This is a genomic window from Pseudomonas sp. PSB18, from assembly GCF_014596565.1.
Lineage (GTDB): Bacteria > Pseudomonadota > Gammaproteobacteria > Pseudomonadales > Pseudomonadaceae > Aquipseudomonas.
The window spans coordinates 56,750-82,598 of record NZ_NOIN01000014.1 but is presented as its reverse complement, the minus strand read 5'-3'; the positions used below and the strand labels follow the sequence as shown (position 1 = coordinate 82,598).

Genomic DNA, 25,849 nt, shown 5'->3' with positions numbered 1-25,849 from the left:
GGGGAACTGGCTATGTCGGCATTTTTCGAGTCACCCCAACGCGTCCTGAGACGGTTCAGTATCGGCTTTATAGCCATGGGAACGATGACCCTGGCGGGCTGCATGGTCGGTCCCGACTTCATGAAACCCGGCAACGATCTCGACGCCCTGCAACTCACGCCCCGGCCCGAGCATGCCAACACCACCCCCATGTCCAGCGCCGCGGTTCCATCCCAATGGTGGCTGCTGTTCAACGACGCAATCCTCACCCAACTGCAATCACAAGCCCAGGCCGGCAACCTCGACTTGCAGATGGCCTCCGAGCGCATCGAGCAGAGCCGGGCGCAACTGGGCATCACCTCATCGCAACTGCAACCCAACGTGGGTGCCTACGCCAGCTACACCCGCGAGGCCAACAGCGAAAACGGCAAGTTCGCCGCCCTGGGAGCGCCTACCGATGCCACCAACTTCTGGCAGCTGGGCTTCGATGCCAGTTGGGAAATCGATCTGTGGGGCCGAGCCCGACGTGCCCGTGAAGGCGCCGCGGCTGCCCTGGAAGCCACGGTGTATGACCGCGAAGCCGCTCGGGTCGCCTTGTCCGCCGAAGTGGCCCGCACCTATCTGCAGTTGCGTGGAACCCAGGCGCAGCTGGATATCGCCCGGCAAAACCTGTCCGTCGCCGAACGGACCCTGGGCCTGGCTGAAAGCCGCGAACGCAATGGCGTCGCCACCCATTTCGAAACCGCGACCGCCCGCGCGCAACTGGCGACGATCAAGGCCCTGCTGCCGGAACTGGGCCAGCGCCGCAATGCCCAGATGAACGCACTGGCGTTGCTGTTGGGCGAGCAGCCCCGCCGGCTCGACGCCCAACTGGGCCCGGCGATGCCCTTGCCGACGCTGCCCAGCCGCATACCGGTCGGCGTTTCTTCCGAACTGGCCCGCCGACGCCCAGACATCCTGCGCGCCGAAGCACGGCTGCACGCCGCGACCGCGGCCATCGGCGTTGCCAAGGCTGATTTCTACCCGCGTATCGGTCTCAAGGGACGCATCGGCGTGGAAGCCTTCGACAGCGGCGACCTCAGCAGTTGGGATTCACGCACCTTCTCCATCGGCTCGACGGTTTACCTGCCGATCTTCCAGGGTGGACGTCTGACCCAGCGCCTGACACTGAATGAATCACGGCAGAAAAGCGCCGCCCTCGCCTACCGCAAAACGGTGCTGCGGGCCTGGCATGAAGTCGACAACGCCCTGGATGCCTGGGCCGCCCAACAGCGCCAGCACGACGAACTGCAGATGTCCTTCGAGCAGAACAAGCAGGCATTGCATGCGGCTGAGCGCGGCTACCAGCAAGGTGCCGCTGACTATCTGAGCGTGCTGACCGCACAACTCAACGTACTCGCCAGCCAGACCCGCCTCAGCGCCAGCACGACCGACGCCACGCTCACGGTGGTCAATCTCTACAAGTCCCTGGGCGGTGGTTGGGATCCGGAGGGCGGACAATGAACGTCGCCGCCGTGTCGCCGGTCGGCGTAGCGATTGGCGAGGCGCCCCGGGCCCAATCCTCCGTCCGCCCGCTGGTCGGCCTGGTCGGCATTTTCCTCGCGGCCATGATGGCCGGGCTGAACACCCGGGTCGGCGCCCTGGCGCTGGCGGATGTCAGGGGCGCGCTGAGCCTGGGCTTCGACGACGGTTCTTGGCTGACCACGGTGTACAGCGCCGGAGAACTGATCGCCATGCCCTTTTCAGCCTGGTTCGCCCTGACCCTGTCGCTGCGGCGCTTCGAACTGTGGATGCTCGCTGTTTGCACCCTGCTCGCCATGATCCTGCCGTTCATTCACAACCTGGAGCTGTTGCTGGCCCTGCGTTTTGCCCAAGGCATCGCCAGCGGCACGACGATCCCCTTGCTGATGATGGCGGCCCTGAAATTCCTGCCACCGGCCATACGACTGTACGGCTTGGCGCTGTACGCGATGACCGCGACCTTCGCGCCCAACCTGTCCATCTGGCTGGCCGGAAGCTGGACCGATGGATTGCACGACTGGCGCTGGGTGTATTGGCAGATCATTCCCCTGGCCCTCATCGCTGCCGGTTTGATCGCCTGGGGACTGCCTCGGGAGGCCGTCCAGACCCCGCGCTTTCGCCAGGCCAATTGGTCCGGCATGGCGTGTGGCGTACCGGCGCTGGGCCTGATCACCGTCGCGCTGGACCAGGGTGTGCGACTGGACTGGTTTCAGTCGCCGTTGATCACCGCATCCCTGGCGATGGGCCTGACCTTGATGGCGGTCTACTTGTTGACCGAGTGGTATCACCCCTCGCCGTTCATCAAGTTGCAGATCCTCGGGCGCCGCAACCTGGGCCTGGGCTGCATTCTGTTTCTGTCGTTGCTGGTGGTGCTGATGTCCAGCTCATTGTTACCGGCCAGTTATCTCGGACCACTGCAAAACTATCGACCGCTGCAAATGGCATCGATTGGGCTGATTGTCGCGCTGCCACAAGTGGTGCTGGGGCCTGTCGTGGCGCTGTTGCTATACCGCAAATGGGTCGATGCGCGCCGCGTGTTCGCCTCGGGCTTGTTGCTGATCGCCCTGGCGTGCCTGTGTGGCGCGCAACTGACGGCCGACTGGAACCGCGACCAGTTCGTCCTGGCGCAAACGCTGCAGGCTTTCGGACAACCGATGGCCGTGGTGTCGATGCTGTTCCTGATCACCAGCGTGGTGCAGCCCCCCGAAGGTCCTTATGTGTCCGGCACCATCAACACGTTGCGGGCCTTTGGTTCACTGTTCGGCGCGGCGCTCATCGGCCAGCTCATGACCGTGCGCGGCCGCTTCCATGGGGACATGCTGCTGGATCAAGCGGCCTTGGCCGGCAACGCCCTTGTCGTGCCTGAGCCGTCATCGCTGATGGGCATCGTCAGCCAGCAGTCGCTGGTGCTGTCCATCGCCGATGCCTATCGCGTGCTGGGCATATTGGCGCTGCTGATGATTCCCCTGGTGCTGCGGCTGGCCTACATCCCGGCGCCTGTCTTGACACCTCCTTCTCCCTCACACGGGTAACTCATCATGGCCTTACCGAAGAAAGCCCGGATCCTCAGTGCTGCGCTGCTGCTCACAGTGGCCATCGGCAGCGTGTTCTATCTCAATCGCTCCGAATCCAGCGCATCGACCCAATCGACGGACGATGCCTATGTCCTCGCCGACTTCACCACGGTGGCGCCGCAGGTATCGGGCACGATTGAAACGGTGTTGGTCGAAGACAACCAGCCGGTCAAGAAAGGAGATCTGTTGGCGGTCATCGACGACCGGGATTTCATCGCCACCGTGAACGTGGCGAAGGCCCAGGTCGCCAGCGCCCAGGCCGGAATCGCCAACCTGGAAGCACGCCTGATCCAGCAGCAAACTGTCATACGCCAGGCCCAGGCCGCAGTCGCCGCAGACGATGCCGCGCTCAAGCTGGCCAAGGTCAACCACGCTCGCTATCGCAACCTGGCGGCCGACGGTTCGGGCACCGTGCAGGCCCAGCAACAGGCAGAAGCGCAATTGAGCGTGGAACAGGCCGGCCTGGAGAAAAGCCAGGCGGGCCTGCAGGCGGCCCGGCAGCAGGTGGACATCCTCAAGGCCGACCTGGAACAGGCCAGGGCCACCCTCGCCCATGCCCAAGCCGCGCAGGCCATCGCCGAATTGAAGCTGTCCTATACCCGCATCACCGCGCCGATCACTGGCACAATCGGGGAAAAATCCGTGCGCGTCGGCGCGTTCGTCAATGCCGGCAAGCCCTTGCTCGCGATTGTCCCGCTCGATGCCGTCTACATCACCGCCAACTTCCGGGAGACGCAACTGGCCCGTGTACAAACCGGCCAAACCGTGGACATCGAAGTGGATGCCCTGCCCGGCGAAACACTGACAGGAACCGTACAGAGCCTGGGCCCCGCCAGCGGCGTCAGCTACTCCGCCATCGCCCCCCACAACGCCACGGGCAACTTCACGAAGATCGTCCAACGCCTGCCCGTACGCATCCGCATCGAACCCGACCAACCGGCGGCGGCGAAACTGCGGGTGGGGATGTCGGTTACACCGCACATTCGTATCCGTGGATGACCACACCGGGGGGACGTCGCACACCCCACAAACACCGCCGACCACTGTGGGAGCGAGCCTGCTCGCGATAGCGTCGGGCCTGCCTCCATCGGGTTCATTAAAGGCTAAAGCCTTAAGCAAATAACAAAAAATTATTTATTGAGAGTTTTTTAGATCATTTAGATTGCCCTTAAGGCCTTTGACCAACAGGGTGTGTGGGCCCCGGCACTCCGATCTGCGATCTCATTAACGAGTCACCATCATGCAACTTCTCACGCTTCCGCCTTCCCCTGCCCTGGCCACGTCGATTCGTGCCACGGCGCAGGTCTTTGAAGACCCGAGCTCTCGGGCCCTGTTGGCTCATTTGCAGCAAGTGGCCCCCAGCGATGCCAGTGTGCTGATCATCGGCCAGACCGGCACGGGCAAGGAGTTGGTCGCCCGGCACATACATAATCTCAGCGCCCGCCGGGGCAAGGCGTTCGTTGCGGTCAACTGTGGGGCGTTCTCCGAGACGCTGGTGGAAGCCGAGCTGTTCGGGCACGAAAAAGGCGCCTTCACCGGTGCATTGAGCGCAAAAGCCGGCTGGTTCGAAGAAGCGGACGGCGGCACCTTGTTCCTGGATGAAATCGGTGACCTGCCTCTACCGATCCAGGTCAAGCTGCTCAGGGTATTGCAGGAGCGTGAAGTGGTCCGCCTGGGGTCGCGCAAGAGCATCAAGATCAATGTGCGCGTACTGGCGGCCACCAACGTGCAACTGGAAAAAGCCATCAACGCCGGCCACTTTCGCGAGGACCTCTACTACCGCCTCAATGTGGTCAGCCTTGTTCTCAAACCGCTGCGCGAGCGCCCCGGTGACATCCTGCCGTTGATACACCACTTCATCGCCGAGTACAGTCGCAAGCTGGGTTACGGCGAGGTCGCGCTGGATGCGCAGGCACAACGCAAACTGCTCGATTATTCCTGGCCGGGCAACATCCGCGAGCTGGAAAATGTCATCCATCACACGCTGCTGATTTGCCGCAGTCCGTTGATTGGCGTGCAGGATCTGCACCTGTCCAACTTCCGCATCGACCGCCAGGACGCACCCGCGGATAGTCCCCCTCAAAATGCCGAGACGCTCTTGCAACAAGCCTTTGAAAAACTGCTTGAACAAGAGCACGGCAATTTACATGAGAAGGTCGAAACGGCGCTGTTGCGCGCCGCCTACCGATACGCCCATTGCAATCAGGTTCACACAGCCGCCCTGCTGGGTCTCAGCCGCAATGTCACGCGCACGCAATTGATCAGGATCGGCGAGCTGGTGGTCAACAAGCGCCGTCCGGCGTTGAGCACGCTGAACGGTCAAGTGGTCAATCTTTCAACCTGATCCTGCGACCGCACTTAACGATGAAGTTCTCGCTTCGGCCCGAGCCCCCAAGTAGAAATCCTGAAGGTCGCTGCGGGCCGCCAGTTGTTCGGCGCTGCCTTCACTGACCACGCGACCATTTTCCAATACATAACCAAAATGGGCGTAACGCAGAGCAACGTTGATGTTCTGCTCGGCGATCAGAAAACTGACGCCCTCCTGCTGATTGAGCTGGCGGATGATTTCGAAGATTTCCTCGACGATCTGCGGTGCCAGGCCCATCGAGGGTTCATCGAGCAATACCAGTTGCGGTTTGGCCATCAGCGCCCGCCCTATCGCGATCATCTGTTGCTCACCGCCCGAGGTGTAGCCGGCCGGGGTTTTGCGGCGTAGTTTCAGGCGCGGGAAATGACCGTAGACCCACTCCAGGTCGGACAGTATCTGGCGCCGTGGAACCTGGCGCGCAAGGGCGCCCGACAGGAGATTTTCCTCCACCGTCAACTGGGCAAAGCAATGTCGACCTTCCAGCACTTGTACCAGGCCTTTTGCCGCCAGCCAGTGAGGGGCACTGCGGGTCACCTCTTTTCCTTGGTAGACAATCCGCCCCCGTACCACTTCGCCCCGCTCGGCGCGCACCAGATTGGAGACGGCCTTCAACGTGGTGCTTTTACCTGCACCATTGGCCCCCAGCAGCGCCACGACCTGTCCTTTCTTCACTTCCAGAGACACGCTACGCACGGCCAGGATGGTCTGTTCGTAGAAGATCTCGATATCGTCGATCTGCAGGATCGGCACGTTCGTCGTCATGCTGTTTCGCCTCCTAGTGGAAAGCCCGGACGCGAGTGTCCGGGTCATCGGGTTGCCTCAGGTTGGCTGGCTGCAATCACGCGGGGTAATGCCTTTTTCCCGGGCGTACTGACGTGACGAAGCTTCGATGATCGGCCGCAGCAAGGCGCGGTCGGCCTGGACCCAGTCGCTGATCAGCTTCCATTGCGTGCCATCCCATTGCTGGAAGCGCACCGCGCCACCGCCTTCATGGTCCGAGCATGACAGTTGCAGCGGCTGCACCAACCCCAATGCCCCCAGTTCCTTGAGTCGAGCGTCGTCGAGCTTGAGGTTCTCGAAACCCCAACGCACCTGCTCGCCGGTCAGCGGTTGCTTGCCGAACTTCTGCTGCGCAATACGCACCGCTTCGACATTGAGAATGCCGTTGACCACCCCGAGGTTGTAATACACGGTGCCGAAACGCTTGGGGTCGGCCAGGTCGCCGTGACCGGCGTCGACCACCTGCTTGCGGATACCTTGCAGCACCGGGAAATCGGTGCCCGAAGGGTGCGTGGTAATGGCGATGAACCCTTTGGCGGCGGCACCGGCCGGCGCGGCGTCATCCTCGGAGTTGCTCCAGATATTGCCGATGATGTGATCGGCCGGGAAGCCGACTTTCTGCGCGGTCTTCAACGCCACCGGGTTCATCACACCCCAGCCACGCAGAATCACCCAATCGGGCTTTTCCCGGCGGATGTTCAGCCACTGCGATTGCTGCTCGTTGCCAGGATGTGGCACTTCCAGCAGGGTCAGCGTAAAGCCGTACTTGTCCGCCAGGGTCTGCAGGACCTCATTGGTTTCCTTGCCATAGGGCGAACCGTGATACAGGGTGACGATCTTCAACCCCTTGAGTCTATCCAGCCCACCAGCCCGCTGGCCGATGTAGTTGATGATCGCCGACACCTCGGAATAGGGGTTGAGCTGCAACGGAAAGACATAGGGAAATACGCTGCCGTCGGTGGAGTCGGTGCGTCCGTGGTTGATGGTGATCAGCGGCAGTCTGTCCGCCGTCGAGCGCTCCAGCGTGGCGTAGGCGATCCCCACCGACAATGGGTTGGTCGCCGCCGCTGGTGCACCGTTCAAACCCTTCTTCAAACGCTCGTAGCACTCGACGCCTTTTTCCACCACGTATTCGGTTTCGCACTCGCTCCAGGTCAACTTGACGCCGTTCACGCCGCCGTTGGCGTTGACGTACTTGAGGTAGTCGATGAACCCACCGAAGAAACCGGTCCCACCGGCCGCATAAGGGCCAACGCGATAACTTTGCAGCGGGAAGTATTGTTCGTTGTCCGCCTGAACGGTAAAAGCCGCGGCGGTGAGGCTGAGGGCCAACGCCAGGCTGCTGGCGAATGATCGTTTGAACATCGGGTTTTCCTTGTGATGTAGCCGGTGATAAATCAATGCAATGGACGGCTGACCCCGGGCCGTTCAGTAACGCAGCGGCCACAACCGCGCGCGCTGGCGAAACCGCTGCCAGAGACGCGCAAGGCCCTCTGGCTCCTTGATCAGAAACAGAATGATCAGGGCACCGAACAGCATCTTCTGCAGGTTCTCCACCTGGCCGGCGTCAATCAGTCCGCCGGGCAGCAGAGAAACAAGGTTCGAGAGCAAAACAGGGAACAGGACGATGAAGGCCGCGCCGAGGAAGTTGCCCAACAGGCTGCCGAGGCCGCCGATAATGATGATGAACAGAATCTGGAACGACCGATTGAGGTCGAAACCATGGGGCTCCACGGTCCCCAGGTAAGCGAAGGCCCAGAGAGCGCCGGCCACGCCGAGGAAGAAGCCGCTGATGGCGAAGGCCAGCAACTTGGTCTTGGCCAATGGGATACCGATGACGGCCGCGGCGGTGTCCATGTCGCGCACCGCCATCCAGTTGCGTCCCAACTCGCTGCGCACCAGGTTCTTGCCCAACCAGAACAACGCCACCACCACGGTCAGCGTCAACAGATACCGGCCGGCCGGAGCGTCCAGGTTCACCCCGAATACCTCCAGGCGCGGTGCGCTGATCACACCCGAGGCGCTGTTGTTGGAAAACCAACTGAACCGGGTCAGCGCCCAGGTCACGAAAAACTGCGCCGCCAGGGTCGAGACCAGCAGATAGAAGCCCTTGATGCGCAGGCTCGGCAAGCCAAACAACACCGCCACCAGTGCCGCCGCCACCCCGCCCAGGCCGATGCTGCACAACAACGGCAAGGCGGCGACACGCACTTCGAGGTTGTAGGTGGCAAAAGCGCCGACCGCCATGAACGCCGCAGAACCGAGGGACAATTGCCCGGCATAGCCGGTCAGCAGATTGAGGCCCAATCCCGCCAGCGACAGCACCAGGAACGGAATCAGGATCGCGCTGAGCCAGTAGTCGTTGCCAAGCCAGGGCACGACGATGAAAGCCACCAGCAACAACGCGACAAGTCCGTGACGATCCTGGCGCAAGGCGAAGACCCGACGGCCTTGGGCATAGCGCGTACTGAACTGGCCGACTTCTCGATAGAACATGTGCTTCCCCTTAGACTCGCTCGATGGCGCGCTCGCCAAACAACCCCGCCGGACGCACCAACAGGAACAGCAGCGCCAGCACGTAGGGAAACCAGTTCTCGATGCCACTGCCGATCATGGGCCCGAGGTACACCTCCGCCAGCTTCTCCGAGGCACCGATGATCAGCCCGCCGACAATCGCGCCACTGATCGAGGTGAAGCCGCCGATGATCAACACCGGCAGCGCCTTGAGCACCACCAGCGACAGCGAGAATTGCACCCCCAGTCGGGCGCCCCAGAGCAGGCCGGCCACGAGCCCGACAAACCCCGCCACCGACCACACCACCACCCATACCCGTTGCAAGCGGATCCCCACCGCCAACGCCGCCAGCGGGTCATCGGCCACCGTTCGCAACGACAACCCGAGTCGGGTCTTGTTGAACAGCCAGGACAACACCAGCACCAACGACGCGGCCGTCAGCGCGGCGAAAATGTCGAACTTCGACAACAACATCCCGCCCAGCTCCAGGGGTTCATCGCTGATGCCCAGCTCCAATCCATGCACCTGGGCGCCCCACAACGCCTGGGCGAACCCTTCGATGACGTAGGACAGTCCAAGAGTGGCCATGAACAGCGTGATGGGCGAACGATTGACCAGCGGGCGCAGCACCACGCGCTCCACCGCCACAGCGATGAGGACCATGGCCGCCAGGCTGATGAGAAAGGCCAGCCAGAACGGCACGCCGCGCTCCAACAGGCTGACAAACGTCAGCGCAGAGAACAGCACCATCGCGCCCTGGGCGAAATTGAACACGCCGGAGGCCTTGTAGATCAGGACGAAACCGATAGCGACCAAGGCGTACATCACCCCCGCCAGCAGCCCGCCAATCAATACTTCAAAGAAAAATTCCATGCCTGTTCCTGTTCTGCGGGCGTGCCTGCTTTCCCTGACGGGAAGCCTCGAATATCCGGTATCAGTGACGAGCGCCCAGGTAAGCCGAAATGACTTCGGGGTCCTGCCGCACGGCCTCGGGCGAGCCGTCGCCGACCTTGCGGCCGTAATCCAGCACTACCACGTGGTCGCTGATATCCATGACCACGCCAATGTCGTGTTCGATCAACACCACGGTGGTGCCCAGTTCACGATTGATGTCGACGATAAAACCGCTCATTTGCTGCTTCTCATCGGCGTTCATCCCGGCCATGGGCTCATCCAGCAGCAACAGCCGGGGTTCCGTCGCCAGCGCACGGGCCAGCTCTACCCGTTTCTGCAAGCCATAGGGCAACGTGCCAACCAGCACGTCGCGCCACGGCTGCAAGTGCAGGAACTCGATGACGTGCTCCGCCGCCTCGCGCTGGCGATCATCCTCCCCCCGGGCCCGGCCGATGCGCAGGGCCTGTTCAATCCAGGTGCTGCGGCGCTTGAGATTGCGCCCGGTCAGCACGTTGTCGAGCACGCTCATGCCCTTGAACAGCGCGATGTTCTGGAACGTCCGGGCGATACCCCGCACCGCCACATCGTGGGCGCGCATCTTGCGCCACTCCTGCCGGTCAAAACGGATGCGCCCTGCCTGTGGCTGGTACACACCGCTGATGACGTTCAGCAGCGAACTCTTGCCGGCACCATTAGGGCCGATCAAGGCGCAGATCTCCCCGGTGGCGACCCGGAAGCTGATCTCGTTGACCGCTTTGACCCCTTTGAACGACAGGGAAATATTCTCCAGTTCCAGTAAATGCGTGACGACGGTGTCGGTCATGGAACACTCCCTCAGGCCCGTTGTGGCTGACGCTCGATCCATTCATCGGCGGCTTTCCCCACAGCATTCGCCGATGCTTGCCACTGGGCGAAATCGCCCCAGTGACGCACCCGGACTCCCAAGGTCTCGAAGAATGCCTGGGTCTCGGGCCGCAAGGCATCGCCCACCAACAAGGGTGTACGGGTGCGCGTAAAACCCAACACATCGCGCAGCGGCCGCCGAACCAGCCAGCCCCCCAGATGCCGTTGCAGCCTCCCCGGATCCGTGGCTAACGCCCAGTTCACTAACGTGCGACTCCAACTGCCTGGTTCCGGCAAACGTTCCAGCGCATACCCATGCAAACGCTCGTAGGTCTCCCGAGTCCCCGCCACCAGCGTCGGTCCCAGCTCACGCCGGTCACGGTCACGGGTGGCGAGGCTTTCTGGAAAATTCAGACGGAAACCGGCCATCAACCAGGGCGCCAGCAGATAGCGGGCCTGTCCGCCCGAAGCGAACGCACGCGCGGCCAGCGCCTCTTCCTGCCGGCCGAGCGACTCGCGCGTCACCAACCGTTGGCCTTCGCGCAATAACTCGGCGTGACTGATGGGTTGCTGCTCGATGGCCTGCGCACCTCGGCGATACAGCACGAATGCCGTGCGCTGTGCGCGTGCTTGCGGCGCTCGCTCAGCATGCGGCCGGGCGACCAGCACGGCGTAATCCAGCGCTTGAACATCCGCCAGACCACGCTTGTCGAGATAAATCAGCACCCGCGCTGTGACCTGTGCCGCGTGCAGGCGAAGGCTTTCTTGCGCGCCTTCGACCAGCACGAATTCCGGTTGCAGCGAGACAAGCAATTGCCCCTGCTCCATCGCCGACTCGAGCGGATCGAACAGACTGGCTACGCCCCCCAGCCACTGCGCAGCCAATGCCGCGAGCAGCGCCTGCGGCCTCGGCCGGCTGATGATCGCCAGGGTCGCACCCGCCACAAAGCCTCGGGTATGCAAGGCATTCGCCAGACACTGCACCTCTTCAGCCACCTGCCCCCAGGTCCGCACCTGCCAGATACCCAGGTGCTTGTGACGCAGGGCGATGTCCGCGCCCTGTCGCTGCGCCTGTAGCTGCAACCACTGGGGCAAACTGGACGGTGTTTCGTCGCGAAGGTCGGTGAACGTAGCCATATTCATCTCCCAGACCTAAGCAACCGCCGCTGTTCTGGTCGCCACTTTGCGCTGTTCCAGTTCGCGCACCAGGGGCAGGACCTCACGACCGAAATACTCGACCTCTTCCTGAAAGTGCAGGAAGCCCGCCAGCACCAGATCGACACCCACGGCCTTGAGCGCGACGATGCGCTCAGCGATCTGCCGCGGCGTACCGATCAGATTGGTCTTGAAGCCATCGTTGTATTGCACCAGGTCCTCGAAACTGGACTTGGCCCAGTTACCTTCACCTTCCGGGCTGGATTTGCCGGCCTGTTTCGCCGCGTCACCAAAGGCATGCACCGCCTCCGGGTCGGCCTGTTCGATGATTTGCGCAAGCACCGCACGCGCCTCTTCTTCGGTGTCGCGAGCGATGACGAAAGCGTTTATCCCAACCTTGACCTTGTGGTTGTTGGCGGCGGCTTTGGCCTGAATGTCATCGATCTGGGCTTTGACGCCCTCCACGGTGTTGCCATTGGTGAAGTACCAGTCGGACACCCGCGCAGCCATGTCCCGTGCCGCACGGGAGCTGCCGCCCTGGAAGATTTCCGGGTGCTGCTGCAAGGGTTTCGGCTTGAGGGTGTAGTCATGGAAGCGGTAGAAGTCACCGCGAAACGTGAAGTTGTCGGTGGTCCAGATGCCCTTGAGCGTCGTGATGAACTCTTCGGAACGACGATAGCGCTCATCGTGCTCCAGCCATGGCTCGCCAATGGCGGTGAACTCGCCCTTGAACCAGCCGGACACTACGTTGATCGCGACGCGGCCGCCGGTCAGCTGATCGATGGTCGCGATCTGCTTGGCCAGCACCGACGGCGTCCATGGCCCCGGCAACACCGCCGCGATGACTTTCAGACGCGTGGTGGCAGCCAGCAAGGCGTGACTGAAGGCCACCGACTCGTGCTGGTATTCAGCGCCATAGCCGGCAGTAAAACGCACCTGCGTCAAGGCGTAGTCGAATCCGGCCGCCTCGGCGATCTGGGCCAGCTTGCGGTTGTAGTCGATCCCCCAGTCGGTACGCTGCGCGATCTTGCTGACCACCAGCCCGCCGCTGACGTTAGGTACCCAGTAGGCAAACTTGATCGAGTCCTGGCTCATTGTATGTACTCCACGGCTTGTTGAAATGAAGGGGATGTTCGGGCAGCGCTGGCCTTGCGTCGGGCATCCGGGGCAAGGCTCGCCAGTGCCGATTCGACGGCACGTTCGATACGCTCCAACACCTCGGTGCTGGAGATCCGGTAGTGGGTAAAATCGGTTTCAGCGGCGTAGACGCCCACCGGCAGGCTGAGGGCCTGGAAAAACCCGAACAGCGGGCGTAGCTGGTGGTCGATGACCAGGGCATGGCGCTCGGAGCCCCCCGTGGCGGCCAATAGCACGGGAACGTTCCTGAGGGCTTCGTGATGAACGAAATCGAACAGATGCTTGAACAGCCCCGTGTACGACGCCCGATAGACCGGGCTGGCGGCGATCAGCAGATCGGCACTTTCAATGGCGCGCAGGTGATCTTGCACGGCGGCAGGCAACCCTTCACGACGCAGTACTCCAGCGAACTGGGGGCCGACTTCGGCCAACTCGATCAGGCGTACCTCGATCGGCAATTGCTGCCCGAGCTTCTCCACCAGGGCCTGGAGCAGGACCAACGTGCGGGACGGTCGCTGCACGCTGCCTGATATCGCCACCACTTTGAATTGCCTGCTCATCACTCACCCTAATGGTCTTCGATGCCTCACCAGCATCTGCACAAGGCATAGAGCAGCAACCGTGCCAACGAATTTTTTCTTTTTTAATCAGCGCGTTATCAGTAAAACCCCAATCCCTTCACTGTCACCCGGCAGACAGGTTGTTGCTCGGCTGTTGCCAGGCCAACACCTAGGGCGTTACGGCTTACAAGGGGCACTGTTGGCAGGCACACAGTCAGGCAACAGATTGCCCGCAGGACGACAGCGCCTTCACTCGAACAGCGACCTCAACCCCCCGGTTCCAGGGGCTTTCTAGGTTGGGCATGGAGCGTGCAATACCGGTGCTGCAGCGGCAGGTTCTCCCTGCCCGCCCCTCTCGTCATCAGAAGGAACTTCGCCATGACCGCACAGCAACAACATCTGCCCCAGCGCCTTTCCACCGGCACCGACTACGAGGCCTTGGCCGAGCGCTTCCGGCCGATCTTCGCGCGTATCCAGGCCGGCGCGCTGGAGCGTGAACAATCCCGTAGCCTGCCCTATGAGCAGGTGAAATGGCTGAAGGAAGCAGGCTTCGGTGCCGTGCGCGTGCCTGTCGAACATGGCGGCGCCGGTGCTTCGTTGCCGCAGTTGTTGCAACTGTTGATCGAACTCGCCGAAGCCGACTCCAACCTGCCCCAGGCCTTGCGCGGACATTTTGCCTTTGTCGAAGACCGTCTCAATGCCCATGCCGGCAGTGCCCAGGACACATGGTTCAAACGCTTCGTGGCCGGTGAACTGGTGGGCAACGCCTGGACCGAAATCGGTGATGTGAAAATCGGCCAGGTCGGTACCCGGGTTTCCCGCCAAGGAGATCAATGGGTGGTCAACGGCACCAAGTACTACAGCACCGGCAGTATTTTCGCCGACTGGATCGACCTGTATGCCCAACGCGACGACAACGGCACCGACGTGATCGCTGCGGTCCGTGTTCAACAACCGGGTGTCCGGCAAATCGACGATTGGGACGGCTTCGGCCAACGCACCACCGGCAGCGGCACGTCGGTGTTCGAGAATGCCGTGGTCGAGCCGGAAAACCTCATCGACTTTTCCACGCGGTTCAAATACCAGACCGCGTTTTATCAACTGGTCTTGCTGGCCGTGCTGACCGGCTCTGGCCGCGCAGCGGTCCGCGACATCACCGAGCAGGTGCAGAAACGCACGCGGATCTTCAGCACCGGCAATGCCAGTCAGGTCAGCCAGGACGTGCAGGTGCAGCAAGTGGTGGGCAAGGCCTCGGCCCAAGTCTACGCGGCCGAAGCCACCGCCCTACGCGCTGCGCAGGCCTCGCAACGCGCCTATGAAAGCCGCTTCGGCCACAATGCCGATACCGAACACCAGGCCAACATCGCCGCCGAATTGGAATCGGCCCAGGCCCAAGTCGCCATCGCCGAACTGGTCCTACGCGCCACCAGCGACCTGTTCAACGCCCTCGGCGCTTCGGCCACCAGCACCGCAAAGGCCCTCGACCGCCATTGGCGCAATGCGCGCACCGCGGCTTCGCACAACCCGCTGATCTACAAGGAACGCATCATTGGCGATTGGGCTATCAATGGTACGGAGCCGCCGTATGTCTGGCAGATTGGAGGCGGAGTGAAGGAGGTCAACGTAGCAAATCGCTGATCCAGCGGATCTGTCGGGCAATATCCTCTACCACTTCCTCGGGCACGGCCTGTCGCGCCCGAGCGATACTCACCAGGGTCTTCTGCTTCTGGCGTAACCTGCGCTGCCACTTACTCAGGAATTCAGGGCTTCGCGCGCCCATCAGCAGCGGGCCGAAGTACAGCTCCTCGACGGTGTACAGGATCGGCCCGGTGCGCTCGGCGACGATGATTTCGTAGTCGAAGCGGTTCTCTCGCAGCACTTCCTCGCCGAGAATGCGGTAGCCGTTTTCCATCAACCACAGGCGTAGCGGTTGCTCGCCGCCATTAGGTTGCAGAATCAGGCGTTCCCGGCCGTTCAGGCGCGATTGATCCCGCTCGAGGATGTCGCGGATCGTCTCACCTCCCATGCCACAGAAGCTGACCGCCGTGATCCCGTCTCCCGGCTCGATTGCAGCCAGGCCGTCAGCCAGGCGCACGGTGATCCACGGCTCCAGGCCATTCTCGCGCACCGTCCGTTCGGCCGAGCGAAACGGCGTCATCGCCACCTCCCCGGCCACCGCCGCCGCAATGACGCCACGGCGCATCAAGGCCACCGGCAAGTAACCATGATCCGAGCCAATATCGGCCAGCCGCGCCCCTACCGGCACCTGCGCCGCCACCCGCTCCAGGCGCATGGACAATGTCTGCTCGTTCAACCGCCCCCCTAATCATCATTCGTGTCCGACAGCGTTGGCCGGACCGGGCTGCGATTCTGTCGAGCTACGCGATGCATTTCAAATTTATGCGACCAGGGTCGTGGCTTTTGACAACAACGGCATCCACACCTATAACCGGTGCCGCCCGCTGCCAGATCGATAAACCATGAGAAGTCGCCATGAATGACCGTCAAGCAATCATCAAAGACTTGATCATAGCCGTGGTGAAAGCCCGCAAAACCGACGAAATCGTCTATCAGTCGGAGTGGCTCGGCTACATCCCGTTCGGGGTTTATCACTGGGTCGAATGCCAGGGCGAAGACGTTTCCAGCGACTTTCCGTTTGGGTGGTCGCTCGAAGACCTGGTGGGTCTTGAGCAGATAGGCTTCCTGGAAACGCTGGAAGCTTACGAAAACCCTGAGGACTCGTTTGATCGGGAGATCAGGTATCGCGTTTGTGGCTGAGCAATGGTCATAAGTTAGCGGGCCGTGCCCGTCGAAAACCTCACCGTTACAGTACTCTCTCGTCCATGAAGGATCTCAATGGAAGAAAGTCCTCACGGATTACCTGTACAGCCAGTTTCCGGACGTCCCTAAGGGCAATTACCTTCGTTCCTTTCCAGTCTTCTTTAGGCAACAAACTCCGGACAGGAGCCTCTGGCCCGTTATAGGCCACCGATGCAGTGTTCGACGTGAAGTCGATCCTGAAAAAGAGCAGGTGATCGGCAAAGCCCACTCCCGGCGTAAAAGCGGGTCCTGAATTGATCCTGCCCGTTGCCTTCACTTGTACGGTTCTTCCATTTCGAGTCAACGCATCCACCCCACCTGTACGTTTAGGTGGCAGCACAAGGTCGAAGTACTCCAGTGCCAAGGCTTCTGCGATGTCGCCCACCAGACGCCCATCGAGAGTGAACTTCAGTCTCGTACTCGAATAGTGATTAACCAGTGCTTGTTGTGCCTTCCATAAATCGCGTATCACCTCGGGTAACTGCAATACGGGCTCTTTTCCACCCATTCAATCCTTCTCCTTTATGGCAATTTTCAAATGTCTATTTGAAGTACCGATCTGGACCGTAGCGCTGCATACTTCAGATCTTGCCAGCCAAATACAACCAAACCCCTTAGGCTTCGCAGCCAATAAAAAGCGCCTGACAGATGGCATTCACTGTCTCGCGTGGTGCCCATCATCACCATCCAGACACAGGGATGTCCATGCTTCATCTACCCAGGGCTGCGGAGTAATAGCAATTATGGCCAAGGCTGCCCAAGCGCCTGAAAGACGGTTGGGAGGCCTTTGTTTGTGCGCCTCCGGCATAAATGGGTAGGATGCGGTCAACATCATCCGATCTAGAGTTTGCTCATGGTATCCGTGGTCGTTCAGGAAGAAGTCCGAAGTCGTCTTCGTCGTGCAGAGAGTGAGCATGAAGTGAAGGTCCTACTCGCCGTGGAGTCAGGCAGTCGTGCCTGGGGGTTCGCCTCGCCCAACAGCGATTACGACGCCCGTTTCATCTACGTCAACAAGCCTGAATGGTACCTCTCTGTCGGACTCGAGGAACGACGCGACGTCATCGAATACCCCATCGTCGACGACATGGACATAAATGGCTGGGACCTGCGCAAGGCATTGCGACTGTTCTGGAAGTCCAATCCAGGCTTCGTCGAATGGCTCCAGTCCACTATTGTCTATGAACACTCAGGATCTTTTCACGAACGAGCCAAGGCCCTGCTGCCACAGGTGTATTCGGTCGAAAGTGGAATCTATCATTATCGCAGCATGGCCAAGACCAACTATCGGGGGTACTTGCAGGCCCCTCAAGTACCGCTGAAGAAATACTTTTACGTCCTGCGCCCCTTGTTATCGGTGCGATGGCTGGAGCAGTTCAATACACCTGCCCCCATTGAGTTTGACACGCTGCGAACGGTCATCGAGGGGCAATCAGAACTCCAGAGTGCGATCGACGACCTGCTGGCAATCAAACGCGCATCTCCAGAATTGGGGCTGTCCCCGCAGATCATGCCCATCCAACAGTTCATCGAGCGCGAGCTGCTTCGTCTTGAGGCCATCAAGCCGACCCGTAGCGAACGCAAAGAAGTCGAACCCTTGCTTTCAACGCTGTTTCGCTCAGTGCTGGAAGAGACCTGGGGATGATGAGCAGCCTTTTTCCATATTCCCGTATTGAGGCAGGATGCGAGCAACCAACAAGACGACGGTGTGTGATCACACCTTCGGTCAATAGGCAACCCTAGACCGCAACGACGAATCGGTTATGAACAGACTGTCAATACAGCCGATCTGCGCACTATCTCCTGGCGTTCAGGTGTTAGAAGCAGAAGCGGTTGCGGAAGGTTTCAGGTTCCTGACGCGCTTGATTGCAGAGTGGGAAAGCGGCGTGAACCAATTTGATCGGTGCGGCGAGGGATTTTTTGGTGCCTTTCGCGACGATCAACTGATCGCTGTCGGTGGCCTTTCCTATGAGCCTTATGCCGGGTCAGACACCGGAAGGTTGCGCAGGGTTTATGTCGCGCCTGCATCAAGAGGTCAGAATGTGGGTAGGTTCCTGGTCAATCACCTTCTGGAACACGCAACCCAGCGATTTCGTACGGTACGTCTATCCACGGACACACCAGAGGGTGCCGCGTTTTATGTTCGCTGTGGGTTCCAGCCAATACGGGATGATTTTGCTACACATGTGAAGTCATTGACCCCAACAAAGTAGCCAGGCCAAGACCATGCTCATCGAATCCTTCTCCATCGACATCCCCGAACACGCCCTGGAAGACCTGCGTCATCGCTTGCGCCATACACGGCTGCCCGAGCCGTTGCTCGATCAAGGCTGGAGCGAGGGCATGGACATGGGCGTGCTGCGCGATCTGCTCGCCTATTGGTCGACGGAGTTCGACTGGCGCGCGCGGGAGGCGGAGCTCAATTGCTTGCCGCAGTTTGTCGCCAATCTCGGCGGGCACCGGATTCACTTTGTTCATCAACGCGGTATCGGGCCGGATCCAATGCCGCTCGTCCTGACCCATGGCTGGCCCGGCTCGTTCATCGAGATGCAGCGCATCATTCCGTTGCTGACGGATCCGGGCAGTCATGGTGGCGACCCGGCGGATGCGTTCCATGTGGTGGTGCCGTCGCTGCCCGGCTACACCTTTTCCGCGCCGTTCACGCAAGCGGGCATGGGGCCCCATGAGATTGCCGGATTGTGGCAGACGTTGATGGGCGGGCTGGGTTATGAGCGCTTTGGTGCCCAGGGCGGGGACATTGGCGCGGGGGTCTCGACCTGGCTGGGTGTGCGGTTTCCCGAGCAGGTGACAGGGATTCACCTCAACTACATTCCGGGCTCCTACCGCCCTCCCCTGGGCGAAACCGAGCCGCCGCAAACAGCGGAAGAAACGCTTTTCCTCCAGCGCGCCGCCGCATTTGGCGATGCCGAAGGCGCCTACGCTCACCTGCAGCGAACCAAACCCCAGAGCCTGGCCGTGGGCTTGAACGATTCACCGGCCGGACTATTGGCCTGGATGGGGGAAAAACTGTTGGCCTGGTGTGATACCGACCCGGCCATCGACCGTGACTGGCTGCTGACCAATGTGACGCTCTACTGGCTGACGAACTGCATTGGCTCGTCGTTTCGTCAGTACGTGGAGGGCAGCAAGCGCCCCTTGCAGTTCAACAGCGGCGAGCGGGTGAAGCCTGCGGTCGGGGTCGCGCTGTTCCCCAAGGAACTGCCCATGCCGCCAAGAAGCTGGGTGGAGCGGTGCTGTGCAGTGGAGCGCTGGACCACGATGCCCCGCGGCGGCCACTTTGCGGCGCTGGAACAGCCGGCGTTGCTGGCGGCGGATATCAGGGCGTTCTTTCGGGCGTTGCGCTAGCGATGATGCCTCTGTGGGAGCGAGCCTGCTCGCGATGACGGCGGCACATCCAACCTCAATGCAAGCTGACCCAATGCCATCGCGAGCAGGCTCGCTCCCACAGGGGATTGGCGGGGAATGAAGGACTTTGTCCTCTGAGGCCTTCTCGCAGGCTGACAAGGACTGAAACACATCACCCCACCGCACTATGCCAATCGGCCGATGTTCATCCGCCAGGGGTTTTCGATACTCGAATCTCCGGCACCACCTGGAACCGTCCGCGGTTCGAGCTGGATGGCCTTCGTTCGAATTGTGGAGTGATGCATGCGTAAATCGAATCTTCTGAACAGCGCCCTGTTGATCGGGGCGATGTCGGCCACCACAGCCCAGGCCTTCGAAGCCGGCGATGTTCTGATCCGCGCGGGAGCCGTGACCGTCGACCCTCGGGAAAGCAGCTCCAGCGTGCGCGTCGATCGCGGTAGCCTCGCCGGTACCGACCTGGGCGGCAAGGCGAGCCTGAACAGCGATACCCAGCTGGGCCTGAATTTCGCCTACATGATCACCGACCACCTGGGCGTCGAGCTGCTGGCGGCGACGCCATTCGAACACGACGTGAATATCTCCGGCACCTCCGGTGGCATTGCCGATGGCAAGTTGGGATCCCTCAAGCATCTGCCGCCAACCGTGAGCCTGATCTACTACCCGCTCAACAACAAGGCAGCCTTCCAGCCCTACCTGGGCGTTGGTATCAATTACACCTGGGTCTACGATGAAAGCGTCGGCAGCCGCGCCAGCGCCGCGGGCTTCGACTCGTTTCACGCCAGCAATTCTTGGGGATGGGCAGCCCAGGTGGGCGCAGACTACATGCTCACCGATCGCCTGATGCTCAACGCACAGATGCGCTATATCGACATCGAGACCGATGCCTATGTAAGCAATACAACGCTTGGGGTCAGGTCCAAAGTGAATGTCGAGGTGGACCCTTTCGTGTACATGGTTGGGCTGGGTTACAAATTCTGAACACAACAGCCCTCTGTGTCCGGGGAACGGTGCGCAGCCGACCAGGGCTGCGCACCGAACCTTTGCGCTAGGATTCCGTCAATGCCGCCTGCACCAGCGGGTGCAGCCCATCGCCAGGATTCTCCACCCGCCACTTCATCAGCTGATTGCGCATGACCGGTGTCCAGAAACTCTGGATATGCTGGCGCACGCCGTTCACCGCCAGCGTCTTGTCCGGCTCACTGGAGAAGTACTGGCCAATCTGGTTGGCCATCTTGATCAGGCTTTCGGTACTCATCGACGCACCTCGGCTTTCTCGGCATGACGGCGCTCGCGCAGCAGGCGCCCCTGTTCATCGCTGAAGGCCTGGTAGCGTTTCTGCCATTCCGAAGGTTGGCTGACCCGCACGATTTCCACCGCCGTCACCTTGTATTCCGGGCAGTTGGTGGCCCAGTCGGAGTTGTCGGTGGTGATCACGTTGGCACCCGATTCCGGGAAGTGGAAGGTGGTGTAGACCACCCCTGGCGCCACCCGCTCAGAAACCTTGGCGCGCAGCACGGTCTGTCCGGCGCGGCTACCGATACCGACCCAATCGCCCTCGACGATACCGCGGCTCTCGGCGTCGCTCGGATGGATTTCCAACCGGTCTTCCTCGTGCCAGGCGACGTTTTCGGTGCGCCGGGTCTGGGCACCCACGTTGTACTGGCTGAGGATACGTCCGGTGGTCAGCAGCAGCGGATAGCGACTGTTGACCTTCTCATCGGTCGGCACATAGCCGGTAAGCATGAAGCGCCCCTTGCCACGCACGAACTCGTCGATGTGCATGATCGGCGTACCGTCCGGCGCGTCATCGTTGCACGGCCATTGCAGGCTGCCATGGCGATCCAGCTCGGCGTAGCTGACCCGGGTGAACGTCGGCGTCAGGCGGGCGATTTCATCCATGATCTCGGAAGGATGCTTGTAGTCCATCTTGTAGCCCAGGGCTTCGGACAGGGCCATGGTGGCCTCCCAGTCAGCCTTGCCGGCCAGGGGCTCCATCACCTTGCGTACCCGCGAGATACGGCGTTCGGCGTTGGTGAAGGTACCGTCCTTCTCGAGGAACGAACTGCCCGGCAGGAATACGTGGGCGAACTTGGCCGTCTCGTTGAGGAAGATGTCCTGCACCACCACACACTCCAGGGCGCTCAGGGCCGCAGTCACGTGCTGGGTGTTCGGGTCACTCTGGGCGATGTCCTCACCCTGGCAATAAAGCGCCTTGAAGGAGCCATCCAGCGCCGCCTCGAACATGTTTGGAATGCGCAGCCCCGGATCGGGTTGCAGGGTCACGTTCCAGGCCTGCTCGAACTGGGCGCGCACTGCCTCGTTGGAGACGTGGCGATAACCAGGCAGCTCGTGGGGGAACGAACCCATGTCGCAGGAACCCTGCACGTTGTTCTGCCCGCGCAACGGGTTCACGCCGACGCCTTCGCGACCGATGTTACCGGTGACCATGGCGAGGTTGGCGATACCCATCACCGACGTACTGCCCTGGCTGTGCTCGGTCACGCCGAGGCCGTAGTAGATGGCCGCGTTGCCGCCGGTGGCGTAGAGCCGTGCGGCGGCGCGGATCTGCTCGGCAGGCACGCCGCACACCGGGCCCAGGACCTCGGGCGCGTTCTCAGGCAGGCTGACGAAGTCGCGCCAGCGGGCAAAGTCCGCCGCTTCGCAGCGCTCGTCGACGAAAGGCTGGTTGACCAGTCCTTCGGTAACGATCACATGGGCCAGCGCATTGAGCATCGCCACGTTGGTGCCCGGGCGAAGTTGCAAGTGCAGGTCGGCGCGGGCATGGGGCGAATCCACCAGGTCGATGCGCCGCGGGTCGATGACGATCAGCCGCGCACCCTGGCGCAGGCGACGCTTGAGCTGGGAGCCGAACACCGGGTGGGCATCGGTCGGGTTGGCGCCCATCACCAGGATCACGTCGGCCAGCATCACCGAATCGAAGGTCTGGGTACCGGCGGACTCGCCGAGTGTCTGCTTGAGGCCATAACCGGTCGGCGAATGGCAAACCCGGGCGCAGGTGTCGACGTTGTTGTTGCCGAAGGCGGTACGCACCAGCTTCTGCACCAGGTAGGTTTCTTCGTTGGTGCAACGACTAGAGGTGATGCCGCCGATGGAGTCGCGGCCGTATTTCAACTGAATGCGACGGAATTCACTGGCCGCGTAGTTGACGGCTTCGTCCCAGCTGACTTCCTGCCACGGATCGTTGATGTGCTTGCGAATCATCGGCTTGGTGATGCGATCCGGGTGGGTGGCGTAGCCCCAGGCGAAACGCCCCTTGACGCAGGAATGGCCATGGTTGGCCTGGCCGTTCTTGTCCGGAACCATGCGCACCAGTTGGTCGCCTTTCATTTCGGCGCGGAAGGAGCACCCGACACCGCAGTAGGCGCAGGTGGTGATGACGCTGCGCTCCGGCTGACCGATTTCCACGACGCTTTTTTCCATCAGCGTGGCCGTCGGGCAGGCCTGCACACAGGCGCCGCAGGACACGCATTCGGAGTCGAGGAAGTTGTCACCGCCAGCGGCCGCCACCCGTGAATCGAAGCCGCGCCCGGTGATGGTCAGCGCGAAGGTGCCCTGGGTTTCCTCGCAGGCCCGCACGCAGCGGTTGCAGACGATGCATTTGCTCGGGTCGTAGTCGAAATAAGGGTTGGAAACGTCCTTCGTTTCGGCCAGGTGGTTGTCACCCTCGTAGCCATAGCGCACTTCACGCAGGCCGACCTGCCCCGCCACCGTCTGCAATTCACAGTTGCCGTTGGCCGAGCAGGTCAGGCAGTCCAGCGGGTGGTCGGAGATGTACAGTTCCATCACGTTACGCCGCAGGCCGGCGAGTCGGGAGGTCTGGGTGCGTACCACCATGCCTTCGGTGACCGGCGTGGTGCACGAGGCTGGATAGCCGCGCATGCCGTCGATCTCCACCAGGCACATGCGACAGGAACCGAACGGCTCCAGGCTGTCGGTGGCACAGAGTTTGGGGATGGTGGTGCCGAGCAATGCCGCGGCGCGCATCACCGAGGTCCCGGAGGGAACGGTGATTTCGCGGCCGTCGATGCTCAGGCTGACTTGCACCTCGCTTTCGCGTTCCGGGGTGCCCAGGTCGATATCGCTGGCGGGATCGAAAATGTTGATCATTGGTCGGCCTCCGTGGTCGCCAGACCGAAGTCGGCAGGGAAATGCTTGAGGGCGCTGGCGACAGGATAGGAAGTCATCCCACCCAAGGCACAGAGCGAACCGTATTGCAGGGTGTCGCAGAGATCCTGGAGCAACAGGACCTGTTCCTGACGGGCACCGGCATCGGTGCTGGCGAGCAGTCGGTCCACCACTTCCACCCCACGGGTCGAACCAATACGGCACGGCGTGCACTTACCGCAGGATTCTTCGGCGCAGAACTGCAGGGCGAAGCGGGCCATGTGGGCCATGTCCAGGCTGTCATCGGCCACCACTACACCGCCGTGGCCGAGCATCGCGCCCATGGCGGCAAACGCCTCGTAGTCCAGCGGTGTATCGAACTGCGAAGGCGGGACCCAGGCACCCAGCGGACCACCCACCTGGGCGGCCTTCAATGGCCGGCCGCTGGCGGTACCACCACCGTATTCTTCCACCAGCTCGCGCAGGGTCAAGCCGAAGGCGCGCTCCACCAGGCCGCCATGACGGATGTTACCGGCCAGTTGGAACGGCATCGTCCCCAGGGAGCGACCCATGCCGAAATCGCGGTAGAACTGTGCGCCTTTCTCCAGGATCACCGGGACCGAGGTCAGGGTCAGCACGTTGTGGACCAGGGTCGGCAGCCCGAACAGACCTTGCAGCGCAGGCAACGGTGGCTTGGCGCGAACCGTGCCACGCTTGCCTTCGAGGGACTCCAGCAGAGCGGTTTCTTCACCACAGATGTAGGCACCGGCCCCCACCCGGACTTCCAGCTCGAAAGTGCGGCCACTGCCTGCCACGTCGCTGCCCAGATAGCCGGCCTGGCGGGCGATGCCCAGGGCATCGTTCAAGGTGGAGACGGCGTCCGGATACTCCGAGCGCACATAGATGTAGCCCATGCTGGCGCCCACGGCGATACCGGCAATGATCATGCCTTCGATCAGCAGGAACGGATCACCTTCCATCAGCATGCGGTCGGCGAATGTGCCCGAGTCACCTTCGTCGGCGTTGCACACCACATATTTTTGCGTACCCGGTGCATCGCGCACGGTGCGCCACTTGATGCCCGCCGGGAACGCCGCGCCGCCCCGGCCACGAAGGCCCGAGTCGAGCACGCTGGCGACTACTTGCGCGCCATCCTGCTGGAGCGCGCGTGCCAGGCCCTGGAAACCGCCATGAGCGCGGTAGTCATCCAGGGACAGCGGCCGGGTGATACCGGCGCGAGCGAACAGCAGGCGCTGCTGGCTCTTGAGATAGGGGATGTCCTCCACCGGCCCCAGGGCCAATGGATGGTTGCCGGGGTCGCCTGCCAGGGCGTCGAGCAGCCCAGGCACGTCCGCCGGTGTGACAGGGCCGAAGCCCAGCCGGCCGTTGGCGCTTTCCAGCTCCAGCAGCGGCTCCAGCCAATAGAGGCCACGGGAACTGGTGCGTTGCACCTCCAGCGGCAACTGCCGACGTTCGGCCTCGCGCACCAGCGCAGCAGCCACCGTGTCCGCGCCGACGGCACGGGCTACCGAATCGCGGGGAATGCAGAGCTTCAGCATGTGCCTTCCTCCAGGCAGCCATTGACCAACTCGCGCAGGCGCTCAGGCGTCAGCCGTGCGTGCAGTTGGCCATCCAGCTCCAGGGCCGGCGAGCAGACACAGGCGCCCAGGCAGTAGACCGGCCGCAGGCTGATGCTGCCATCGGCGCTGGTGCCGTGATCGTCCAGCGACAACTGTTCGCGCAACTGGGCAGCCAGCTGTTCGGCCCCCATGCTCTGGCAGGACTCCGCCCGGCAAAGGCGCAGGGTGTGACGCGCAGGCGGCGTGGTACGGAAATCGTGGTAGAAACTGATAACGCCGCGCACTTCAGCCAGACTGAGGTTGAGGGCATGGGCGATTTCCGGGACGGCTGCGTCGGGAACGTACCCGCAGCCTTCCTGGATGGCATGAAGAATCGGCAGCAAGGCACCGGGGGTGTCCTTTTCGCGCTCCAATACACGTTGAATCAGAGGCAGGTGAAGCGTCTCATCGGGCATAAACTTACCTCGGCATCTCGAACGACACTGCTGAAGGCAGTCGTCCGGAGTCTTGGCTGCGGCGTCCGGCCACGTCACGGAAGCGTGGTTATCCGGTCGCCCTCCTCGCTCTCCGGTCAGGCATCTTGGTGCGCCTGATCCGGGGCATCGTTACAGCTT

The 25,849-nt window shown here is 61.8% G+C and carries 24 protein-coding genes; 10 read left to right on the top strand and 14 right to left on the bottom strand.

Going from position 1 to position 25,849, the window contains the following annotated elements; all coding sequences use genetic code 11:
- Positions 1-12: 12 nt before the first annotated feature.
- The 4 genes from CGA22_RS24620 to CGA22_RS24605 all read left to right on the top strand — a co-directional run bounded on the left by CGA22_RS24620 (position 13) and on the right by CGA22_RS24605 (position 5,418).
- Positions 13-1,482 (top strand): efflux transporter outer membrane subunit, encoded by a 1,470-nt coding sequence (locus CGA22_RS24620; RefSeq protein WP_188258739.1) that lies wholly within the window; start codon positions 13-15, stop codon positions 1,480-1,482.
- Positions 1,479-3,032, top strand: a complete 1,554-nt coding sequence (locus tag CGA22_RS24615) for an MFS transporter (RefSeq protein ID WP_041022058.1) — start codon at positions 1,479-1,481, stop codon at positions 3,030-3,032. The genes CGA22_RS24620 and CGA22_RS24615 overlap by 4 nt, the downstream gene beginning before the upstream one ends.
- 6 nt (positions 3,033-3,038) lie before the next feature.
- Positions 3,039-4,073, top strand: coding sequence for an HlyD family secretion protein (locus CGA22_RS24610; RefSeq protein ID WP_041022057.1), 1,035 nt, complete (start codon positions 3,039-3,041; stop codon positions 4,071-4,073).
- 241 nt (positions 4,074-4,314) lie between these two features.
- Positions 4,315-5,418 carry a sigma-54 interaction domain-containing protein gene (locus CGA22_RS24605; RefSeq protein ID WP_041022458.1) on the top strand — a complete coding sequence of 368 codons (1,104 nt, stop codon included), beginning with the start codon at positions 4,315-4,317 and terminating at the stop codon, positions 5,416-5,418.
- Here the strand turns inward: CGA22_RS24605 and CGA22_RS24600 are convergent.
- From CGA22_RS24600 to msuE, 8 genes are all read right to left on the bottom strand, one after another.
- Positions 5,410-6,204, bottom strand: coding sequence for an ABC transporter ATP-binding protein (locus tag CGA22_RS24600; RefSeq protein ID WP_041022457.1), 795 nt, complete (start codon positions 6,202-6,204; stop codon positions 5,410-5,412). The two genes, CGA22_RS24605 and CGA22_RS24600, sit on opposite strands and share 9 nt — an antisense overlap.
- Positions 6,205-6,261: 57 nt before the next feature.
- The gene (locus tag CGA22_RS24595) at positions 6,262-7,587 is read right to left on the bottom strand and encodes an ABC transporter substrate-binding protein (protein ID WP_041022456.1); all 1,326 of its coding nucleotides are present in this window, start codon (positions 7,585-7,587) and stop codon (positions 6,262-6,264) included.
- Positions 7,588-7,650: 63 nt separating this feature from the next.
- The gene (locus CGA22_RS24590) at positions 7,651-8,718 is read right to left on the bottom strand and encodes a branched-chain amino acid ABC transporter permease (protein WP_041022455.1); all 1,068 of its coding nucleotides are present in this window, start codon (positions 8,716-8,718) and stop codon (positions 7,651-7,653) included.
- A gap of 10 nt (positions 8,719-8,728) precedes the next feature.
- Entirely contained in the window at positions 8,729-9,610 is an 882-nt protein-coding gene (locus CGA22_RS24585; protein WP_041022454.1) for a branched-chain amino acid ABC transporter permease, read from the bottom strand.
- 61 nt (positions 9,611-9,671) lie between these two features.
- Positions 9,672-10,454: an ABC transporter ATP-binding protein gene (locus CGA22_RS24580; RefSeq protein WP_041022453.1), complete on the bottom strand. Its 783-nt coding sequence runs from the start codon at positions 10,452-10,454 to the stop codon at positions 9,672-9,674.
- A gap of 11 nt (positions 10,455-10,465) precedes the next feature.
- Positions 10,466-11,611: an AMP-binding protein gene (locus tag CGA22_RS24575; protein WP_041022452.1), complete on the bottom strand. Its 1,146-nt coding sequence runs from the start codon at positions 11,609-11,611 to the stop codon at positions 10,466-10,468.
- A 15-nt stretch (positions 11,612-11,626) separates the two neighbouring features.
- Positions 11,627-12,724 carry a dimethylsulfone monooxygenase SfnG gene (sfnG, locus tag CGA22_RS24570; RefSeq protein ID WP_041022451.1) on the bottom strand — a complete coding sequence of 366 codons (1,098 nt, stop codon included), beginning with the start codon at positions 12,722-12,724 and terminating at the stop codon, positions 11,627-11,629.
- The gene (msuE, locus tag CGA22_RS24565; protein ID WP_041022450.1) at positions 12,721-13,326 is read right to left on the bottom strand and encodes an FMN reductase; all 606 of its coding nucleotides are present in this window, start codon (positions 13,324-13,326) and stop codon (positions 12,721-12,723) included. The genes sfnG and msuE overlap by 4 nt, the downstream gene beginning before the upstream one ends.
- Positions 13,327-13,704: 378 nt before the next feature.
- Here msuE and CGA22_RS24560 point away from each other — a divergent pair, with 378 nt between their 5' ends.
- Positions 13,705-14,964 (top strand): acyl-CoA dehydrogenase family protein, encoded by a 1,260-nt coding sequence (locus CGA22_RS24560; protein WP_041022449.1) that lies wholly within the window; start codon positions 13,705-13,707, stop codon positions 14,962-14,964.
- Here the strand turns inward: CGA22_RS24560 and CGA22_RS24555 are convergent.
- Entirely contained in the window at positions 14,945-15,640 is a 696-nt protein-coding gene (locus CGA22_RS24555; protein ID WP_041022448.1) for a tRNA (adenine(22)-N(1))-methyltransferase, read from the bottom strand. The two genes, CGA22_RS24560 and CGA22_RS24555, sit on opposite strands and share 20 nt — an antisense overlap.
- 179 nt (positions 15,641-15,819) lie before the next feature.
- Between CGA22_RS24555 and CGA22_RS24550 the strand changes: the two genes are divergently transcribed.
- Complete coding sequence (locus CGA22_RS24550; RefSeq protein ID WP_041022447.1) at positions 15,820-16,104, top strand: hypothetical protein; 285 nt, start codon at positions 15,820-15,822, stop codon at positions 16,102-16,104.
- Positions 16,105-16,150: 46 nt separating this feature from the next.
- On the opposite strand, the gene CGA22_RS24545 is transcribed toward CGA22_RS24550, so the two are convergent.
- Complete coding sequence (locus CGA22_RS24545) at positions 16,151-16,654, bottom strand: DUF6998 domain-containing protein (protein WP_052435118.1); 504 nt, start codon at positions 16,652-16,654, stop codon at positions 16,151-16,153.
- Between the two features lie 345 nt (positions 16,655-16,999).
- Between CGA22_RS24545 and CGA22_RS24540 the strand changes: the two genes are divergently transcribed.
- The 4 genes from CGA22_RS24540 to CGA22_RS24525 all read left to right on the top strand — a co-directional run bounded on the left by CGA22_RS24540 (position 17,000) and on the right by CGA22_RS24525 (position 20,508).
- On the top strand, positions 17,000-17,788 hold the full coding sequence (locus CGA22_RS24540) for a DNA polymerase beta superfamily protein (protein WP_041022446.1): 789 nt from the start codon (positions 17,000-17,002) through the stop codon (positions 17,786-17,788).
- Between the two features lie 118 nt (positions 17,789-17,906).
- Positions 17,907-18,356, top strand: a complete 450-nt coding sequence (locus CGA22_RS24535; protein ID WP_084213756.1) for a GNAT family N-acetyltransferase — start codon at positions 17,907-17,909, stop codon at positions 18,354-18,356.
- A gap of 13 nt (positions 18,357-18,369) precedes the next feature.
- Entirely contained in the window at positions 18,370-19,509 is a 1,140-nt protein-coding gene (locus CGA22_RS24530; RefSeq protein WP_041022445.1) for an epoxide hydrolase family protein, read from the top strand.
- A gap of 303 nt (positions 19,510-19,812) precedes the next feature.
- On the top strand, positions 19,813-20,508 hold the full coding sequence (locus CGA22_RS24525) for an OmpW/AlkL family protein (RefSeq protein WP_188258738.1): 696 nt from the start codon (positions 19,813-19,815) through the stop codon (positions 20,506-20,508).
- A 67-nt stretch (positions 20,509-20,575) separates the two neighbouring features.
- Here CGA22_RS24525 and CGA22_RS24520 read toward each other — a convergent pair whose 3' ends face one another.
- The 4 genes from CGA22_RS24520 to CGA22_RS24505 are packed head-to-tail and all read right to left on the bottom strand — an operon-like array spanning position 20,576 to position 25,690.
- Entirely contained in the window at positions 20,576-20,785 is a 210-nt protein-coding gene (locus tag CGA22_RS24520) for a formate dehydrogenase subunit delta (protein WP_041022443.1), read from the bottom strand.
- Positions 20,782-23,658 carry a formate dehydrogenase subunit alpha gene (fdhF, locus tag CGA22_RS24515; protein WP_188258737.1) on the bottom strand — a complete coding sequence of 959 codons (2,877 nt, stop codon included), beginning with the start codon at positions 23,656-23,658 and terminating at the stop codon, positions 20,782-20,784. Before fdhF ends, CGA22_RS24520 begins: the two co-directional genes overlap by 4 nt.
- A complete protein-coding gene (locus CGA22_RS24510) occupies positions 23,655-25,214 on the bottom strand; it encodes a formate dehydrogenase beta subunit (RefSeq protein ID WP_041020040.1) in 1,560 nt (519 codons plus the stop codon). Before CGA22_RS24510 ends, fdhF begins: the two co-directional genes overlap by 4 nt.
- Positions 25,208-25,690 carry a formate dehydrogenase subunit gamma gene (locus tag CGA22_RS24505; protein ID WP_041020039.1) on the bottom strand — a complete coding sequence of 161 codons (483 nt, stop codon included), beginning with the start codon at positions 25,688-25,690 and terminating at the stop codon, positions 25,208-25,210. The genes CGA22_RS24510 and CGA22_RS24505 overlap by 7 nt, the downstream gene beginning before the upstream one ends.
- Positions 25,691-25,849: the final 159 nt, after the last annotated feature.

What these genes read in the sequence shown, in the direction of transcription:
- sfnG (WP_041022451.1), bottom strand. Translation starts at nt 12,724, where the DNA reads ATGAGCCAGGACTCGATCAAGTTTGCCTACTGGGTACCTAACGTCAGC.
- CGA22_RS24600 (WP_041022457.1), bottom strand. Translation starts at nt 6,204, where the DNA reads ATGACGACGAACGTGCCGATCCTGCAGATCGACGATATCGAGATCTTC.
- CGA22_RS24540 (WP_041022446.1), top strand. Translation starts at nt 17,000, where the DNA reads ATGGTATCCGTGGTCGTTCAGGAAGAAGTCCGAAGTCGTCTTCGTCGT.
- CGA22_RS24560 (WP_041022449.1), top strand. Translation starts at nt 13,705, where the DNA reads ATGACCGCACAGCAACAACATCTGCCCCAGCGCCTTTCCACCGGCACC.
- CGA22_RS24580 (WP_041022453.1), bottom strand. Translation starts at nt 10,454, where the DNA reads ATGACCGACACCGTCGTCACGCATTTACTGGAACTGGAGAATATTTCC.
- CGA22_RS24590 (WP_041022455.1), bottom strand. Translation starts at nt 8,718, where the DNA reads ATGTTCTATCGAGAAGTCGGCCAGTTCAGTACGCGCTATGCCCAAGGC.
- CGA22_RS24530 (WP_041022445.1), top strand. Translation starts at nt 18,370, where the DNA reads ATGCTCATCGAATCCTTCTCCATCGACATCCCCGAACACGCCCTGGAA.
- fdhF (WP_188258737.1), bottom strand. Translation starts at nt 23,658, where the DNA reads ATGATCAACATTTTCGATCCCGCCAGCGATATCGACCTGGGCACCCCG.
- CGA22_RS24525 (WP_188258738.1), top strand. Translation starts at nt 19,813, where the DNA reads ATGCGTAAATCGAATCTTCTGAACAGCGCCCTGTTGATCGGGGCGATG.
- CGA22_RS24505 (WP_041020039.1), bottom strand. Translation starts at nt 25,690, where the DNA reads ATGCCCGATGAGACGCTTCACCTGCCTCTGATTCAACGTGTATTGGAG.
- CGA22_RS24620 (WP_188258739.1), top strand. Translation starts at nt 13, where the DNA reads ATGTCGGCATTTTTCGAGTCACCCCAACGCGTCCTGAGACGGTTCAGT.
- CGA22_RS24535 (WP_084213756.1), top strand. Translation starts at nt 17,907, where the DNA reads ATGAACAGACTGTCAATACAGCCGATCTGCGCACTATCTCCTGGCGTT.
- CGA22_RS24575 (WP_041022452.1), bottom strand. Translation starts at nt 11,611, where the DNA reads ATGGCTACGTTCACCGACCTTCGCGACGAAACACCGTCCAGTTTGCCC.
- CGA22_RS24545 (WP_052435118.1), bottom strand. Translation starts at nt 16,654, where the DNA reads ATGGGTGGAAAAGAGCCCGTATTGCAGTTACCCGAGGTGATACGCGAT.
- msuE (WP_041022450.1), bottom strand. Translation starts at nt 13,326, where the DNA reads ATGAGCAGGCAATTCAAAGTGGTGGCGATATCAGGCAGCGTGCAGCGA.
- CGA22_RS24615 (WP_041022058.1), top strand. Translation starts at nt 1,479, where the DNA reads ATGAACGTCGCCGCCGTGTCGCCGGTCGGCGTAGCGATTGGCGAGGCG.
- CGA22_RS24510 (WP_041020040.1), bottom strand. Translation starts at nt 25,214, where the DNA reads ATGCTGAAGCTCTGCATTCCCCGCGATTCGGTAGCCCGTGCCGTCGGC.
- CGA22_RS24550 (WP_041022447.1), top strand. Translation starts at nt 15,820, where the DNA reads ATGAATGACCGTCAAGCAATCATCAAAGACTTGATCATAGCCGTGGTG.
- CGA22_RS24610 (WP_041022057.1), top strand. Translation starts at nt 3,039, where the DNA reads ATGGCCTTACCGAAGAAAGCCCGGATCCTCAGTGCTGCGCTGCTGCTC.
- CGA22_RS24605 (WP_041022458.1), top strand. Translation starts at nt 4,315, where the DNA reads ATGCAACTTCTCACGCTTCCGCCTTCCCCTGCCCTGGCCACGTCGATT.
- CGA22_RS24585 (WP_041022454.1), bottom strand. Translation starts at nt 9,610, where the DNA reads ATGGAATTTTTCTTTGAAGTATTGATTGGCGGGCTGCTGGCGGGGGTG.
- CGA22_RS24595 (WP_041022456.1), bottom strand. Translation starts at nt 7,587, where the DNA reads ATGTTCAAACGATCATTCGCCAGCAGCCTGGCGTTGGCCCTCAGCCTC.
- CGA22_RS24520 (WP_041022443.1), bottom strand. Translation starts at nt 20,785, where the DNA reads ATGAGTACCGAAAGCCTGATCAAGATGGCCAACCAGATTGGCCAGTAC.